This is a genomic window from Nocardioides sp. NPDC054178 (assembly GCF_055585005.1).
This window is the reverse complement of the sequence record NZ_JBVJKY010000003.1, coordinates 160,485-174,865: the sequence shown is the minus strand read 5'-3', so window position 1 is coordinate 174,865 and position 14,381 is coordinate 160,485. Positions and strand designations below refer to the sequence as shown.

The 14,381-nt window shown below is 69.6% G+C and carries 16 protein-coding genes; all 16 read right to left on the bottom strand.

Annotated features, from left to right (window positions below):
• Nucleotides 1-46: 46 nt before the first annotated feature.
• The 16 genes from ACZ6WN_RS13390 to ACZ6WN_RS13315 all read right to left on the bottom strand — a co-directional run bounded on the left by ACZ6WN_RS13390 (nt 47) and on the right by ACZ6WN_RS13315 (nt 14,197).
• Nucleotides 47-2,362, bottom strand: coding sequence for a RelA/SpoT family protein (locus ACZ6WN_RS13390; protein WP_465865135.1), 2,316 nt, complete (start codon nt 2,360-2,362; stop codon nt 47-49).
• A gap of 62 nt (nt 2,363-2,424) precedes the next feature.
• Nucleotides 2,425-2,991 carry an adenine phosphoribosyltransferase gene (locus tag ACZ6WN_RS13385; RefSeq protein WP_465865134.1) on the bottom strand — a complete coding sequence of 189 codons (567 nt, stop codon included), beginning with the start codon at nt 2,989-2,991 and terminating at the stop codon, nt 2,425-2,427.
• Nucleotides 2,988-4,220 (bottom strand): protein translocase subunit SecF, encoded by a 1,233-nt coding sequence (gene secF, locus ACZ6WN_RS13380; RefSeq protein WP_465865133.1) that lies wholly within the window; start codon nt 4,218-4,220, stop codon nt 2,988-2,990. Before secF ends, ACZ6WN_RS13385 begins: the two co-directional genes overlap by 4 nt.
• A complete protein-coding gene (gene secD, locus ACZ6WN_RS13375; RefSeq protein WP_465865132.1) occupies nt 4,220-5,923 on the bottom strand; it encodes a protein translocase subunit SecD in 1,704 nt (567 codons plus the stop codon). Before secD ends, secF begins: the two co-directional genes overlap by 1 nt.
• A gap of 7 nt (nt 5,924-5,930) precedes the next feature.
• On the bottom strand, nt 5,931-6,299 hold the full coding sequence (gene yajC / locus ACZ6WN_RS13370) for a preprotein translocase subunit YajC (RefSeq protein WP_465865131.1): 369 nt from the start codon (nt 6,297-6,299) through the stop codon (nt 5,931-5,933).
• An 87-nt stretch (nt 6,300-6,386) separates the two neighbouring features.
• The gene (gene ruvB / locus ACZ6WN_RS13365) at nt 6,387-7,469 is read right to left on the bottom strand and encodes a Holliday junction branch migration DNA helicase RuvB (protein ID WP_465865130.1); all 1,083 of its coding nucleotides are present in this window, start codon (nt 7,467-7,469) and stop codon (nt 6,387-6,389) included.
• Between the two features lie 6 nt (nt 7,470-7,475).
• Nucleotides 7,476-8,078 carry a Holliday junction branch migration protein RuvA gene (gene ruvA / locus ACZ6WN_RS13360; RefSeq protein ID WP_465865129.1) on the bottom strand — a complete coding sequence of 201 codons (603 nt, stop codon included), beginning with the start codon at nt 8,076-8,078 and terminating at the stop codon, nt 7,476-7,478.
• Nucleotides 8,079-8,609, bottom strand: coding sequence for a crossover junction endodeoxyribonuclease RuvC (gene ruvC / locus ACZ6WN_RS13355; RefSeq protein ID WP_465865128.1), 531 nt, complete (start codon nt 8,607-8,609; stop codon nt 8,079-8,081).
• 147 nt (nt 8,610-8,756) lie between these two features.
• Nucleotides 8,757-8,999, bottom strand: coding sequence for a DUF6458 family protein (locus ACZ6WN_RS13350; RefSeq protein ID WP_465865127.1), 243 nt, complete (start codon nt 8,997-8,999; stop codon nt 8,757-8,759).
• 125 nt (nt 9,000-9,124) lie between these two features.
• The gene (locus ACZ6WN_RS13345; protein WP_465865126.1) at nt 9,125-9,892 is read right to left on the bottom strand and encodes a YebC/PmpR family DNA-binding transcriptional regulator; all 768 of its coding nucleotides are present in this window, start codon (nt 9,890-9,892) and stop codon (nt 9,125-9,127) included.
• A 106-nt stretch (nt 9,893-9,998) separates the two neighbouring features.
• Complete coding sequence (gene pdxT / locus ACZ6WN_RS13340; RefSeq protein ID WP_465865125.1) at nt 9,999-10,577, bottom strand: pyridoxal 5'-phosphate synthase glutaminase subunit PdxT; 579 nt, start codon at nt 10,575-10,577, stop codon at nt 9,999-10,001.
• A gap of 42 nt (nt 10,578-10,619) precedes the next feature.
• On the bottom strand, nt 10,620-11,768 hold the full coding sequence (locus ACZ6WN_RS13335) for a signal peptidase I (protein ID WP_465865124.1): 1,149 nt from the start codon (nt 11,766-11,768) through the stop codon (nt 10,620-10,622).
• Complete coding sequence (locus ACZ6WN_RS13330; protein ID WP_465865123.1) at nt 11,765-12,358, bottom strand: SipW-dependent-type signal peptide-containing protein; 594 nt, start codon at nt 12,356-12,358, stop codon at nt 11,765-11,767. The genes ACZ6WN_RS13335 and ACZ6WN_RS13330 overlap by 4 nt, the downstream gene beginning before the upstream one ends.
• Nucleotides 12,355-12,993 (bottom strand): LPXTG cell wall anchor domain-containing protein, encoded by a 639-nt coding sequence (locus ACZ6WN_RS13325; protein ID WP_465865122.1) that lies wholly within the window; start codon nt 12,991-12,993, stop codon nt 12,355-12,357. The genes ACZ6WN_RS13330 and ACZ6WN_RS13325 overlap by 4 nt, the downstream gene beginning before the upstream one ends.
• Nucleotides 12,990-13,610, bottom strand: coding sequence for a signal peptidase I (locus ACZ6WN_RS13320; RefSeq protein ID WP_465865121.1), 621 nt, complete (start codon nt 13,608-13,610; stop codon nt 12,990-12,992). The genes ACZ6WN_RS13325 and ACZ6WN_RS13320 overlap by 4 nt, the downstream gene beginning before the upstream one ends.
• Nucleotides 13,611-13,642: 32 nt before the next feature.
• Nucleotides 13,643-14,197 (bottom strand): alternate-type signal peptide domain-containing protein, encoded by a 555-nt coding sequence (locus ACZ6WN_RS13315; protein WP_465865120.1) that lies wholly within the window; start codon nt 14,195-14,197, stop codon nt 13,643-13,645.
• Nucleotides 14,198-14,381: the final 184 nt, after the last annotated feature.

Sequence of the window (14,381 nt, the reverse complement as noted above, 5' to 3'; positions counted from 1 at the left end):
AACGCGGCGGCGCTGTCGTTCCCAATGACAGCTACGCCCACCTCGGCTACTGGGTGACGCGGTAGGCGTCGAAGACGCCGGGGACGGTGCGTACCTGCTTCAAGACGGTGTCGAGGTGCTTGGAGTCGGCCATCTCGAAGGAGAACCGGGACTTCGCGACGCGGTCGCGGGTGGTGGTGAGCTGGGCGCTGAGGATGTTCACGTGGGCGTCGGAGAGCGCCATCGTGATGTCGGACAGGAGCCGGGCCCGGTCCAGCGCCTCGACCTGGATGTTGACCAGGAAGACCGAGTTGGAGGTGGAGCCCCACTCGACCTCGAGCAGGCGCTCGGGGTGGGACCGGAGCTCGGCGGCGTTGGTGCAGTCGGTGCGGTGCACCGAGACTCCCCCGCCCTTGGTCACGAAGCCGAGGATGTCGTCGCCGGGCACCGGTGTGCAGCACTTGGCGAGCTTGACCCAGACGTCGGGGGAACCCTTGACGATGACCCCGGCATCGGAGTTGGCGGTGGAGACCTTGCCGCTGCGCCTGCGGCCGACGTTGATGGCCTCGGCGAGATCCTCGGCGGCACCGTCGTCGCCGCCGTGGTCCTCGATGACGCGGCGTACGACTGCTTGGGCGGAGAGGTGGCTCTCGCCGACCGCGGCGTAGAGCGCGTCGACGTCGGCCAGGTCGAAGTGGTCGGCGGCCTGCATGAGCGACTCGCGTGACATCAGTCGCTTGAGGGGCAGGCCCTCCTTGCGCATGAGCCGGGCGATCGCGTCCTGGCCCTTCTCGATGGCCTCGTCGCGACGCTCGCGGGTGTGCCACTGCCGGATCTTGGCCTTGGCCCGGTTGGACTTGACGAAGGAGGCCCAGTCCCGCGACGGACCGGCGTTGGGCGACTTGGAGGTGAAGACCTCGACGACGTCGCCGCTCTCCAGGGTCGACTCCAACGGAACCAGACGGCCGTTGACCCGGGCACCGATGGTCTTGTTGCCGACCTCGGTGTGGACGGCGTAGGCGAAGTCGACCGGGGTCGCGTCGGCGGGCAGCGCGATCACGTCGCCCTTGGGCGTGAAGACGTAGACCTCGGTGCGCTTCATCTCGAAGCGCAGCGACTCCAGGAACTCCCCCGGGTCGTTGACCTCCGACTGCCAGTCCATGAGCTGCTTGACCCAGCTCATGTCGTTGTCCATCGGCCGGTCGGTGTCGACACCGGCGCGGCCGTCCTCCTTGTACTTCCAGTGGGCGGCCACACCGAACTCGGCGCGGCGGTGCATCGCGAAGGTGCGGATCTGCAGCTCGACCGGCTTGCCCTGCGGGCCGATGACGGTGGTGTGCAGCGACTGGTACATGTTGAACTTCGGCATCGCGATGTAGTCCTTGAAGCGCCCCAGGACGGGGTTCCACCGCGAGTGCAGGATGCCGAGGACGGAGTAGCAGTCGCGCTCGTCCTCGACCAGGATCCGGATGCCGACCAGGTCGTTGATGTCGGAGAAGTCCTTACCGCCGACGATCATCTTCTGGTAGATCGAGTAGTAGTGCTTCGGCCGGCCGGTGACGGTCGCCTTGATCCGGGCCTCGTGCAGGTCGCGCTCGACCTGGTCGATGACCTGGGCCAGGAACTTCTCCCGCGAGGGGTTGCGGTCGGCGACGAGGCGGACGAGCTCGTCGTACATCTTCGGGTAGAGGGTCGCGAAGGCGAGGTCCTCGAGCTCGAACTTGATGGTGTTCATGCCGAGCCGGTGGGCCAGCGGCGCATAGATGTCGAGGGTCTCGCGAGCGCTGCGCTCCTGGCTCTTCTGCGGGACATAGCGCAGCGTACGCATGTTGTGCAGGCGGTCGGCCAGCTTGATCACCAGCACCCGGATGTCTCGCGACATCGCCACGACCATCTTGCGGATCGTCTCGGCCTGCGCGGAGTCGCCGTAGGTGACCTTGTCGAGCTTGGTGACGCCGTCGACGAGGTGGGCGACCTCCTCACCGAAGTCGCGGGTCAGCTCCTTGAGCGTGTAGGGCGTGTCCTCGACGGTGTCGTGGAGCAGGGCCGCCACCAGGGTCGGCTCGGTCATGCCGAGCTCGGCGAGGATCGTGGTCACCGCGAGCGGGTGGGTGATGTAGGGGTCGCCGCTCTTGCGCATCTGGGTGCCGTGCAGACGCTCGGCGGTGACGTAGGCCCGCTCCAGCAGGGCCAGGTCGGCCTTCGGGTGGTTGGACCTCACCGCACGGAACAGCGGCTCCAGCACAGGATTGCCGGGCGTGCCACGTCCACCGATCCGAGCCAGGCGCGCACGGACGCTGCGGCCCGACGGGGCCGGGCCACTGCTCTCCCGCGCCTCGATGTTGTGCGCACGAGGCTGCGCGACGATGCGATCCTCTGCCATGTCCCGAGTCTACCGGCCGCACCCGGAGCATTGGCTAGGAAGGCACCTGCATGATGGACCTGTCAACTGACCAACAGGGAATGCACCGACGTGCCGGGCAGCTTGCCGCGCGGGTCGAGGAAACCGAGCTCGAGCAGCACCGAGACGCCCGCGACGACACCGCCGCAGCGCTGGACGAGCTCGATCGTGGCCGCCGCGGTGCCCCCGGTCGCGAGGACGTCGTCGATGACCAGCACCCGCTCCCCCGGCGCGACCGCGTCGGTGTGGATCTCCAGGGTGGCCTCGCCGTACTCCAGCGAGTAGGAGACCGCATGGGTCTCGCGGGGCAGCTTGCCGGCCTTGCGGACGGGCACGAAGCCGACGCCGAGGTGCAGCGCCGCGGGAGCACCGAGGATGAAGCCTCGCGACTCCATGCCGAGCACCTTGGTGACGCTCACGGTGCCGTCGGCGTCGCGCGCCGGAGCGGCGAGCGCCTCGACCACCTGGGTGAAGCCCGCGTGGTCGGCCAGCAGCGGGGTGATGTCCTTGAACCCGACGCCCGGCTCCGGGAAGTCGGGGACGTCGGCGACCAGCCGCTCGAGGGTCTCCTCGAGCGACCGGCCACCAGCGGCAGTCTCGGAGACCGTCACTTGCGCTTCGACCTCGACTCGCGCTTCGGCTGCGGACGCCCGGAGGCGCCGCTGTCGGAGACCTCACGGTGATGGTCGGGTACGTTGCGGCCCCGGCCGGTCGCGGAGCGGTTGGGGCTGGTGCCCCGGCTCACGCCGGCCTCGTGGAGGTCCTCGGAGTCCCGGAGCTCGTCGGGCTCCTCGTCGGCGACCGCCATGCCTTCGTCGAAGACCGGAACCGCGGCGTACTTGTCGGCTTCCTTCATCCGCGCGGCGGCGCGCTTCTCGGCGTCGACGACGTCCTTCTCCTTCGACTTCAGGTGCACCAGCAGCGGGGTGGCGATGAAGATCGAGGAGTAGGTGCCGACGGCCATACCGATGAAGAGGACCAGCGAGATGTCCTTCAGCGAGGAGGTGCCGAGCTGGACGGTGCTGACGTAGAGGATGGCGACGACGGGCAGCAGACCGATGATCGAGGTGTTGATCGACCGCACCAGGGTCTGGTTGACCGCCAGGTTGGCCGCGGCGGCGTAGGTCTGCTTCTTCTGCGACAGGTTGCGGGTGTTCTCCTTGACCTTGTCGAAGACCACCACGGTGTCGTAGAGCGAGTAGCCGAGGATCGTCAGGAAGCCGGTGACCGTTGCCGGGGTCACCTCGAAGCCGACGATCGCGTAGACGCCGACCGTGATCACCACGTCGTGGAGCAGCGCGACGACGGCCGCGACCGACATCTTCCACTCTCGGAAGTAGATCCAGATGAACAGGACCACGCCGACGAGGAAGATGCCCAGCGCGAGGCCCGCCTTGGCAGCGACCCGCTGGCCCCAGCTGGGGCCGATGCCGGTGCGGCTGACGTCGTCGTCGGCCACGTCGGCGGTCTTGGTGATCGCCTCCATGATCGAGTTGTCCGCCTCGGAGCCGTCGGCGATCGCCTTGGTCTCGATGACGATCGACTTGCCACCGGCCGTGCGCACGGTGGCGCCGTCGGCGGCCTCGACCGCGGTGTCACCCACGGCGGTGCGCAGGTCGTCGGCGAGCTCCTGGTCGGCCTGCGCGACGGTCACGGTGTAGCGCGTGCCGCCGGTGAAGTCGATGCCGAGGTTGATGCCCTGGAGCCAGACACCGAGGATCACCGCGACGAGGACGACCGCGGAGATGGCGTACCAGAGCATCCGGCGACCGACGAAGTCGAACGACTTCTCGCCGGTGTAGAGCTCCTTGCCGAGCCGGGAGAAGGAGAACTTGCTCATCAGGCCTTGCCTCCGACCAGAGTGGTGCCCGTGGGGGCGTCGACGGTGCCGATCGCGCGCTTGTCCATGCCGGAGAGCACGTGGCCCTTGTTGAAGAAGCCCCAGCCGGCCATCAGCTTGGTCATCGGGTGGGTGAACCAGAAGAACACCAGCACGTCGATGATCGTGGTCAGGCCGAGCATGAAGGCGAAGCCCTTGACCTCGTTGGTCGCGAAGACGTAGAGCACGAACGCGGCCAGGAACGAGACGCCGTCGGAGGCCAGGCAGGTGTTGCGCGCCCGGACCCAGGCCGTGTCGACAGCCACCCGCATCGAGCGGCCATCACGCATGTCGTCACGCATCCTCTCGTAGAGGATGATGAAGGAGTCGGCGGTGATGCCGATACCGACGATCAGACCGGCCACGCCCGGAAGGTCCAGGGTGACGCCGGCGGTCTCGCTGAGCAGCAGGATCATGCCGTACGTCAGAGCACCCGCCACCAGCAGCGAGCCGATCACCACGATGCTCATCGCGCGGTAGTAGAGGATCGAGAAGATCACCACGAGGATCAGACCGACCAGGCCGGCCCAGAGTCCGGCGGTGAGCTGGTTGCCGGCCAGGGTCGGGCCGATGACCCGGGTCTGGATGCCGTCCTCGGGGAAGTCGAGCGGCAGCGAGCCGTACTTGAGGTTGTTGGCCAGCGCGGCGGCGCTCTCCTGGGTGAAGTCGCCGCTGATCTGGGCGCCTCCGCTGATCCGGGAGTCGGCGGTCGGGGCCGAGATCACCTTGGCGTCCAGGACGATCGCGAACTGCTCGCCGGTGCCGGCGATGGCGCCGGTGGTGTCGGCGAAGGCCTTGTTGCCGTCGGACTTGAAGTCCAGGGTGACCACGTAGTTGGCCTGCTGCTGCGGGATGCCGTAGGAGGCCTCGTTGATCTCGGTGCCCTCGATCACGGCAGGCGTCAGGAGGTAGGGGACGCCGTCCTCGTCACAGGTCAGCAGCGGTTTGCCGGGGATGTCCTCGGCAGGCGCGGCGCCCGGTGCGGGGCAGGTGAAGGAGTTGTAGGCGGTCGCCCACTCCTGCGGCACGTTGCGCATGAACTCGACGGCGTCGTCGACCTTGACGACCTTGTTGTCGTTCTGCTTCTTGGGCTCGGCGCTCGCCGAGGCCGAGGGGCTGGCGCTCGGGTCGGCGCTCTCGGAGGCCTTCTCCGACGCGCTCGCGGTCTCGGAGGCGCTGGCGGTCTCGCCACCGAACGCCGCGCGCGGGGAGGTGCCCGGCACGGTGCCGGTCGAGGGGTCCTCGACCATCGAGCCGCCGCCGGGGTCGGCGGCGCCGCACTGCTTCTGCGGGCTGCAGGCGACCAGGCGGAAGCGGAGCTTCGCGGTCTGACGGACGCGCTCGGCGGTCTCCTGCTGCACCTTGCCGGTGCCGGGGATGGAGACCTTGATGACGTCGTTGCCCTCGGTGGTCACCCGGCCGCCGGTGATGCCGGAGCCGTTGACGCGCTGGTCGATGATCGACTTCGCCTCGTCGAGGCTCTCCCTCGGGACCGATCCGCCCTCGGTGTTCTTCGCGGTCATCGAGATCTCGGTGCCGCCGCGCAGGTCGAGCCCGAGCTCGGGCTTCCAGGTGCCGGCGAACGCGATGCCGCCGAACATGATCGCAATGGCCAAGAAGAGCAGTGCGAGTGTCCGGCCGGGGCGCGCTGTCTTGCGTGCCATGTGTTGGTCAGTCCTTCTTGTCGAGGTCCACGATGACGTTCTCGGCGCCCTCAGGGGTCTCGTCGGCCTTGGCCTCGACCTCGGGCTCCTCGGCGGCGTCCTCATCAATCTCCTCGGCAGGGGCCTCGGTGACCTTCTGGGCCACGGCCTGGCGCACGACCTGGATGACGACGCCGTCGGCGATCTCGACCTTGATGTTCGTCGTGGTCTCCTCGACCTCCGTCACCGTGCCGAAGAGCCCGGCGGTCAGCATCACCCGGTCGCCCGGCTGGAGGTTGAGCTGGAGCTCACGAGCCTGCTTCGCACGCTTCTGCTGCGGCCTGATCAACAGGAAGTAGAACAGGACGATGATGACGATAAAAGGAAGGAATTCCACGGGGGTTCGGCTCCGACAGTCTGAGTGGTCACCGGCAGGCGCACGGCGACGTGCAAGTCTAACCAGGCACCTGGTTGAGACTGTGAATCAGGCCTCATCCCAGAGCGTTTCCCTGGACCAGGCGGCAGCCTCGGCACTGGCCGGTACGGGCAGCCCGAGGTGCTCCCACGCGGCCGGGGTCGCGACCCGGCCTCGCGGCGTACGGGCGAGGAAGCCGGTGCGTACGAGGAACGGCTCGGCCACCTCCTCGACCGTCTCGCGCTCCTCCCCCACCGCGACGGCGAGGGTGGAGATGCCCACGGGACCGCCGCCGAACCTGCGGCACAGGGCGTCGAGGACGGCCAGGTCGAGGCGGTCCAGGCCGAGCGGGTCGACCTCGTAGAGGTCGAGCGCCTTCTCGGCGATCTGCTGGGTGACCGTGCCGTCGGCCTTGACCTGGGCATAGTCGCGTACGCGGCGCAGCAGCCGGTTGGCGATCCGTGGGGTGCCTCGGGAGCGGCCGGCGATCTCGGCGGCACCGTCGTCCATGAGGGTGACGTCGAGCAGGCCGGCGGAGCGGCGCACGATCAGCTCGAGGTCCTGGGGGTCGTAGAGCTCCAGATGGCCGGTGAAGCCGAACCGGTCCCGGAGCGGGCCGGGGAGGAGCCCGGCGCGGGTGGTCGCGCCGACCAGCGTGAACGGCGGCAGGTCGATCGGGATCGCGGTCGCGCCCGGGCCCTTGCCGATGACCACGTCGACCCGGAAGTCCTCCATCGCCAGGTAGAGCATCTCCTCGGCGGGCCGGCTCATCCGGTGGATCTCGTCGACGAAGAGCACCTCGCCCTCGTTGAGACCGCTCAGGATCGCGGCGAGGTCGCCGGCGTGGGTGATCGCGGGACCGGAGGTGATCCGCAGGGGGGCCGACATCTCGGCGGCGATGATCATCGCGAGGGTGGTCTTGCCGAGGCCCGGCGGCCCGGACAGGAGTACGTGGTCGGGTGCCCGCTCACGCTGCCGCGCCGCCTCCAGGACGAGACCGAGCTGCTCGCGGACCCGTTGCTGGCCGATCAGCTCGTCGAGGGTCCGGGGGCGCAGCGCGGCCTCGACGGCCCGGTCGTCCCCGTCGGCCTCGGCGATGGTCAGCGACGAGAAGTAGTCCTCCTCGGCCCGGTCCAGGTCGTCCTCGTGCATGGGTCCTTATGCCTTCGAGAGGGTGCGCAGCGCCGCCCGGAGCAGCAGCGAGATGTTGGCCTGGTCGCCGGCCTCGGGCTCGATCGCGGTGACCGCCTTGTCGGCGTCCCGGGCGTTGTAGCCCAGGCCGAGGAGGGCCTCGGTCACCTGGTCGCGCCACGGCGCCGCGCCCTGCTGGACGGCGGCCGGGGCGGAGGCGGTGCCGGTGGGTGCGCCGATCCTGTCCTTGAGCTCCAGGATGATCCGCTGGGCGCCCTTCTGGCCGATGCCGGGGACCTTGGTCAGCGTCTTGGCGTCCTCGCCTGCGATGGCCAGGCGGATGCCGTCGGGCGAGAGCACGGCCAGCATCGCCTGGGCGAGCTTCGGGCCGACGCCGGAGGCGGTCTGGAGGAGCTCGAAGAGGGTGCGCTCGTCGGTGTCGGTGAACCCGAAGAGGGTCAGCGAGTCCTCGCGCACGACCAGGCTGGTCGGCAGGTGCGCCTCCTCACCGGTGCGGAGCGTGGCCAGCGTGTTGGGCGTGCAGAGCAGCTCGATGCCGATCCCGCCGACCTCGACGACGGCGGTGGAGAGACTGACGGCGGCGACCTTGCCGCGCACGGACGCGATCATCTAGCGGACCCTTCTGGTGAGCGCAGCCGCGGCGACCGCGGCCTCGATGCGGTTCTGGGCGCCTCCGCGCCACTGGTGGGTGATGGCCAGCGCCAGCGCGTCGGCGGCATCGGCAGGCTTCGGCGGCGTCGAGAGCCGCAGGATGCGGGTCACCATGGCCGTCACCTGGGCCTTGTCGGCCCGGCCGTTGCCGGAGACGGCGGCCTTGACCTCCGAGGGCGTGTGCAGGGCGACCGGCAGACCGCGCCGGGCGGCGCAGACCATGGCGAGGCCGCTGGCCTGGGCCGTACCCATGATCGTGGAGACGTTCGAGCGCGCGAAGATCCGCTCGATCGCGACCGCGTCCGGCCGGTGCTCCTCGATCCAGGCGTCGATCCCCTTCTCGATGCTCACCAGCCGCTCCCAGACGGGAAGGTCGGAGGACGTACGGATCACACCGACGTCCACCATCGACAGCGGCCGGCCGAGCGACCCGTCGACCACGCCCATCCCGCACCGGGTCAGGCCGGGGTCGATCCCAAGCACGCGCACTGGAGCACCTCTTCCACAACGACCGAGCCGGCCGGGTGTCGAACGTCTGTTCGTAGACTACCGGTCGGCTGCTGCCTCCGGGCTCGCGACACCCTCATTCAGGAGGATGCGACGTGCTCGGAGGTCCCGCGGTCGAGGCCCCCGTGCTCACAGGGTGTCGGTGCGTCGCTCCTCGACGGTCTCCGTACCGTCGGCATGCCTCCGCCTCGCGACCGTGCGTGAGCGACCTCCGGTGTTCAGGGTCACAGCGGTCAGGATCAGCACCACGGCTCCGACAGCGGCCAGGATCCAGCCGATCAGGGTCAGATCGACCCCGCTGACCGAGACGTGCACAGCCAACGCCAGGACAAGTCCGACGACGAGCAGAATCGCTCCTGCGCCGTATCCCATCGCGTACTCCTTCCAGTGCGAACCCGCCCTCGTGGCGGTTCGTGACCTTCCGGGTACCCAGCATCCGGCCCGAGAATGAGCCGGTTCGCCGTACGGCCCAGCTCGCCTCTCGACCAGCGGAGCGATCAGGCGTCGACCGTCTCCATGACCTCGTCGGGGATGTCGGCGTTGGAGAAGACGTTCTGGACGTCGTCGAGGTCGTCGACGGCGTCGATGAGCTTGAAGACCTTCTCGGCGGAGGCGGCGTCGGCGACCGGGATGTCCATGCTCGCGACGAACTGGACCTCGGCGGAGTCGTAGTCGATCCCGGCGTCCTGCAGCGCGGTGCGGACCGCGACGACGTCGGAGGGGTCGGAGACGATCTCGAAGGACTCACCGAGGTCGTTGACGTCCTCGGCACCGGCGTCGAGGGTGGCCTCGAGGAGGTCGTCCTCGGAGATCTCCTTGCCCTCCTGGGCCTTGGCCACCACGACGACGCCCTTGCGGTCGAAGAGCCGCGAGACCGAGCCCGGGTCGGCCATCGTGCCGCCGTTGCGGGTGACCGCGGTGCGTACCTCCATGGCCGCCCGGTTGCGGTTGTCGGTCAGACACTCGATGAGGAGAGCGACGCCCTGGGGGCCGTAGACCTCGTACATGATCGTGTCGTAGCTGACCCCGCCGCCGTCGAGCCCACCGCCGCGCTTGACCGCGCGGTCGATGTTGTCGTTGGGGACCGACTGCTTCTTGGCCTTCTGGATCGCGTCGTAGAGGGTCGGGTTTCCGGCCGGGTCGGGACCGCCGGTCTTGGCCGCGATCTCGATCGTCTTGATGAGCTTGGCGAAGAGCTTGCCGCGCTTGGCGTCGATCGCCGCCTTCTTGTGCTTGGTCGTTGCCCACTTGGAGTGGCCGCTCATCTGAAAACCGTCCTTTGCCCCGCGTCGTCGCTGTGCTTGTCGAGCCGCCTCCGGAGTCGTCACAGGGCAGCAGGTGCCCATTCTAACTACGTGGCCTCGGTCACCGTCACCAGCAGGTGTCGAGGAAGAGCCGGTGCAGCCGGTCCTCGCCGTTGACCTCGGGGTGGAAGGACGTCGCGAGCAGATGCCGGTGGCGTACGGCGACGGGGTGGCCCGCCACGCTCGCCAGCACCTCCACCTCGGGGCCGGTCGCCTCGACCCAGGGCGCGCGGATGAAGACCGCTCGGACCGGCTCCTCCACCCCGGCCACGGTCAGGTCGGTCTCGAAGGACTCGGTCTGGCGCCCGAACGCGTTGCGCCGCACCGTGATGTCCAGGCCGCCGATCGTCTCCTGACCCTCGGCAGCGTCGAGCAGGCGCTCGGCGAGCAGCACCATCCCGGCGCAGGTGCCGAAGACCGGCATCTTGTCCTCCACGCGCGCCCGCAGCGGTTCGAGCAGCTCGAAGGTCCTGGCCAGACGCCACATCGTGGTCGACTCCCCACCGGGCAGCACGAGCCCGTCGCAGGTGTCGAGCTCGGCCTGGCGGCGTACGGGAAGGGTCTTGACCCCCAGCCGGGTCAGCGTGGCCAGGTGTTCGCGGACATCGCCCTGAAGAGCGAGTACGCCGATGGTCGGTGCAGTCACCTCGGCAGCGTAGTTCGCGGTGACGGCGGCACGGAACTCGGCTCAGGCGGTGTTGCACTCGAAGGAGGCGAAGGCGAGGATGGCGCTGCTGGAGAAGTTGACCTGGACGGTCGTCGCGCCGTACCAGCTGGTGCCGGTCAGGTGGGAGCGCACCCGCAGCTGCAGCCGGGTGTTGGAGAGCAGGTTGAGGCCGAGCAGGTTGCCCAGCGTCGTCGCGTTCTGCTGGTAGGTCTGTCTCGATCCGGCGGCCCCGGAATGGGCGACGGTCAGGGCGGCGCCCTGGTTCTGGTTGGTGTCCCGGTTGAAGAACTGCAGCTGGTAGCCATAGCTCGCCAGCGGCGGCGCGGAGGCCGGTGCGACTCCCTCCCAGCGCAGCATGATCATGCTGCCGAGCGCCTGGTTCTGCGCCTGGCAGTTGCCGGTCCCGGTGCCGTTGCCTCCGCCGGAGGACGGCGCCGCGGTGGGCGAGACCAGGCTGGTCGTGCCGAGCGTGGCGCCCGTGACAACCACCGGGTCCGTCCAGGCCGCCCAGGTCGGTGGCACCGGCGTACCGAGCACCAACGCGAGCACGAGGACGGCGAACACGAGCCGTCCTCGGCCCGGCCGGCGGCCGCCGGTCGGCGCCGGCGCGGGTTGCGATGGTTCCGGTGGCTCCGGCGGCTCGGGGGCCGCGGGGGCGCTCGGAGCGGGCGGGCTCGCCCGGCGGCGGATCAGGATCGTCAGCAGCAGCGCCGCGTAGCCGGCGAGCACGAAGATCCCCGGCGGGTGCGAGAGCCAGGCGATCGCTGCGCCGAGGTGGGGCACCGAGAAGACGACCCGGTCCGCGGCGGTGACCTGGTAGGGACGCAGGTCGGCGGTGTCGTTGGCGTCGCCCTGCAGCCGCAGCAGCGAGCTCGCCTCGGTGTGGTCGATCGAGACGACCCGGTGCGTCACCCGCGTGCGCTCGTAGGGCACCGAGACCACGTCGCCGACCTCGATCTCGCGGTGGTCGACCGGCACCGCCAGCGCCAGCGACCCGGTCGGGATCGCCGGCGACATCGAGCCGGAGCGGAACACGAGCGGTCGTACGTCGAAGGCGAGCCCCGCGAGCAGGATCAGCAGGCACAGCACACCGGCCACCGCGGCCAGGGTGAGCGCGAGCTCCCCCACCCGCCGGGCGGTGCTGGCGACGAGGCGCTGCAGTCGGGTCACGGCAGCTGGGTCCCGGTGAGGGTGAAGGTGAGGTTGCTCGAGCGGCCCTGGGCGGTGTCGGGGGCGTCGGTGCCGAGCGTCACCTGCAGGCAGAGCGTCTGCGACGCGCCCGGCTGGAGCGTACGCGCGGTCGCGATGCCGGAGGAGGGCAGCGGGCCGCCGGTGCCGGAGAGCGCGGTGCCCGGGCAGGTCTGGTTCACGGTGCCGTCGTTGGTCACGCTGGTGTCGGCGGTGACCTTGAGCGTGAGCGGGGCCAGCGTGGTGGTCGAGGAGGCGCTCGTCATCGTGTAGCTCAGCGGGACCGATCCGACGTTCTGCACGGTCAGGATCCCCGCCGAGGAGGTGCCCGGATACATGCCGGTCAGGCTCAGCGCGGTGAAGCCGGTATAGGGGTCGGCGCCGTTGACCTGGAGGTCCAGGGTGCCGGTGGTCAGCGTGGTGCCGGTGACATCGACCGTGTCGGTCCAGTAGGCCAGCGTCCCGGTCGCCCCGATCGAGACGACCACACCGAGAGCGAGCAGGGCGCGTAGGCGTGCGGACCTCACCGCACGCCGGAGCGCGGCACCCGGGCGCCGTCGTGGACTGGTCATGATCTTCCCTTTCGCTTGCTGCGCAGGACGAGGGCCGTGCCCCCGCCGATCGAGAGTGAGGCCAGGGCGAGAAGCCACCACGTCACCGGGCTGCCGGTGTCGGGCAGCAGGCCACCGTCGCCCGCGGCATCACCGCCGGGCGGCGCGTCATCGCCCGGCCCGGTCGCATCCTCCCCCGTCAGCCGTACGTCGAGGCTGAACGTGAGCGACCTGTCCATCGTGTCGTTGCCCGCGCCCGGCGCGTACGTCGCGACGACACCGATCCGGTCCCGGGCGCCCTGTTCCAGCCGGCCCAGTTCGGCGCGGGCTCCTGGCCGTACGTCCTGCCACTCGCCCTCCCCGCGGCGCAGCCGCAGGCTCATCGCACCTTCGGCGAGCAGGCCGTCGGTGTCACGGACGTCAGCACTCACGGTGAGCGCGCCGCGGCTCTCTCCTGCGTCGCGTACCCAGAAGGTGGCCTCCCGGGAGTCGCCGGGAACCCAGCGCACCTCCGGTTCGAACAGCGGCCGAGGCAGGTCGGCGGCCCAGGTGCGGCCGTCGTTGCTCAGCTGCACCGGCTCGGTTGCCGCCGCCGGTGCGGCCGCTGCGACGGTCGAGATCACCAGGAGCGCGAGCAGGAGGCGTACGGCCGTCATGGCTTCACCTCTGCGTCCTCGGCCCGCTCCCGGCGACGGTCGCGGATGGAGCCCCCGAACATCACCAGCGCGTAGCCGATGAGCAGCCCGGCGCCGACCAGCCGGGTGATGGCGCGCTGCTCACCGTTCAGCAGCGAGTTGAGATGGCCGACGTAGGGCAGCCAGTACCAGCGCTCGCCACGCACCTGCACCGCCCGCACCGGCTTCACGTCCTCGGCGTCGTTGGCGTCACCGCGGGTCGTGAAGACTCGCTCGCCCTTGGTGGTGGTGCCGAGGCCGGTGATCCGATGGGTCGCGACCGTCGGCTCCCCCGACCTCAGCTGGAAGGTGATCACGTCCCCGATCTGGAGCGTGGCCGGGTCCACCGGGCGTACGACCACCAGCGACCCCGGCGGCATGCCGGGCCGCATCGAGCCGCTGAGCACTGTGAACGCCTCTCCTCCGACGAGCCGCGGCGCGGCGACACCGAGGAGGATGACCGCGCCGGCCGCGATGATCACGAACCACACCACGAACTGCCCCAGGAAGCCGAGCACGGCTCGTGGCCCTGGGGTGGGCAGGCGTCGGCCTCCCGGCGGCGAGGAGCGCCGGGCGGACAACGCAGCGGCGGATGTCATGGACACCGCCTCACAGGAGCTGGACACAGGGATCAGGGGTTCGGGTTCTGGCCCGAGCTCTGGTCCTGGGTCAACGTGATCGTGATCGCGTCCAGTGTCGCGGTGACGTCCTGGGTGTCGTTGGCGTTGATCGTGGTCGCGTTGCCGTAGGGGAAGATCACCTCCACGTCGGCGACCAGCGTGGTCGGCCCGTCGATTGCGAACGAGTCGCCGTCGCCCACCGGGTCGCCGCCGAGCTGGTAGTCCGCGGTCGCGGTGAGCTGCATCGTCGTGGTGGTCTTGTCGGTGGTGTAGGTGACCTCACCCGGGGCCGAGACGGTGGCGGTGAGGTGGTCACCGGAGCCGGTCACCTCGAACGAGCAGGACTTGGTGATCGAGTCTCCCGGGACGATGGTCGTGACCGCCGAGCCGTCGGGGTAGGTCCAGGCCGCCTCGCAGGTGCCGTCGCTCAGCGCCATGTTCCCCGTCGTGATCGTGCCGCCGGAGGCGGTGCCGTCGTCGGTCCAGTAGGCCAGCGATCCGGCGCCCCCGAGAAGCAGGACCGCGGCGCTCGCGGCGGCCACTGCACCCTTCGTCGACTTCTTCATGTTTCTGTCCCCATCTCCACAGGGACGCGGTGCCCCCGTTATGTATGGGACCAAGGTCCCCCATAACGCAACGTTTTACGCGGAAACGGGACAATCGTTATGTTTTGAGACTATTTGATGCATTCCTACCTTGGTTGTTCCCGTTGTCGAATCGTCCATGCACCGCACAACGCCGACGCGGCCA

Excerpts from the sequence above, each read along its gene's own strand:
- ACZ6WN_RS13330 (WP_465865123.1), bottom strand. The coding sequence starts at position 12,358 with ATGACCAGTCCACGACGGCGCCCGGGTGCCGCGCTCCGGCGTGCGGTG.
- ACZ6WN_RS13345 (WP_465865126.1), bottom strand. The coding sequence starts at position 9,892 with ATGAGCGGCCACTCCAAGTGGGCAACGACCAAGCACAAGAAGGCGGCG.
- ruvB (WP_465865130.1), bottom strand. The coding sequence starts at position 7,469 with ATGCACGAGGACGACCTGGACCGGGCCGAGGAGGACTACTTCTCGTCG.
- ACZ6WN_RS13325 (WP_465865122.1), bottom strand. The coding sequence starts at position 12,993 with ATGACGGCCGTACGCCTCCTGCTCGCGCTCCTGGTGATCTCGACCGTC.
- ACZ6WN_RS13390 (WP_465865135.1), bottom strand. The coding sequence starts at position 2,362 with ATGGCAGAGGATCGCATCGTCGCGCAGCCTCGTGCGCACAACATCGAG.
- ruvA (WP_465865129.1), bottom strand. The coding sequence starts at position 8,078 with ATGATCGCGTCCGTGCGCGGCAAGGTCGCCGCCGTCAGTCTCTCCACC.
- ACZ6WN_RS13315 (WP_465865120.1), bottom strand. The coding sequence starts at position 14,197 with ATGAAGAAGTCGACGAAGGGTGCAGTGGCCGCCGCGAGCGCCGCGGTC.
- secF (WP_465865133.1), bottom strand. The coding sequence starts at position 4,220 with ATGAGCAAGTTCTCCTTCTCCCGGCTCGGCAAGGAGCTCTACACCGGC.
- ACZ6WN_RS13320 (WP_465865121.1), bottom strand. The coding sequence starts at position 13,610 with ATGACATCCGCCGCTGCGTTGTCCGCCCGGCGCTCCTCGCCGCCGGGA.
- secD (WP_465865132.1), bottom strand. The coding sequence starts at position 5,923 with ATGGCACGCAAGACAGCGCGCCCCGGCCGGACACTCGCACTGCTCTTC.
- ACZ6WN_RS13350 (WP_465865127.1), bottom strand. The coding sequence starts at position 8,999 with ATGGGATACGGCGCAGGAGCGATTCTGCTCGTCGTCGGACTTGTCCTG.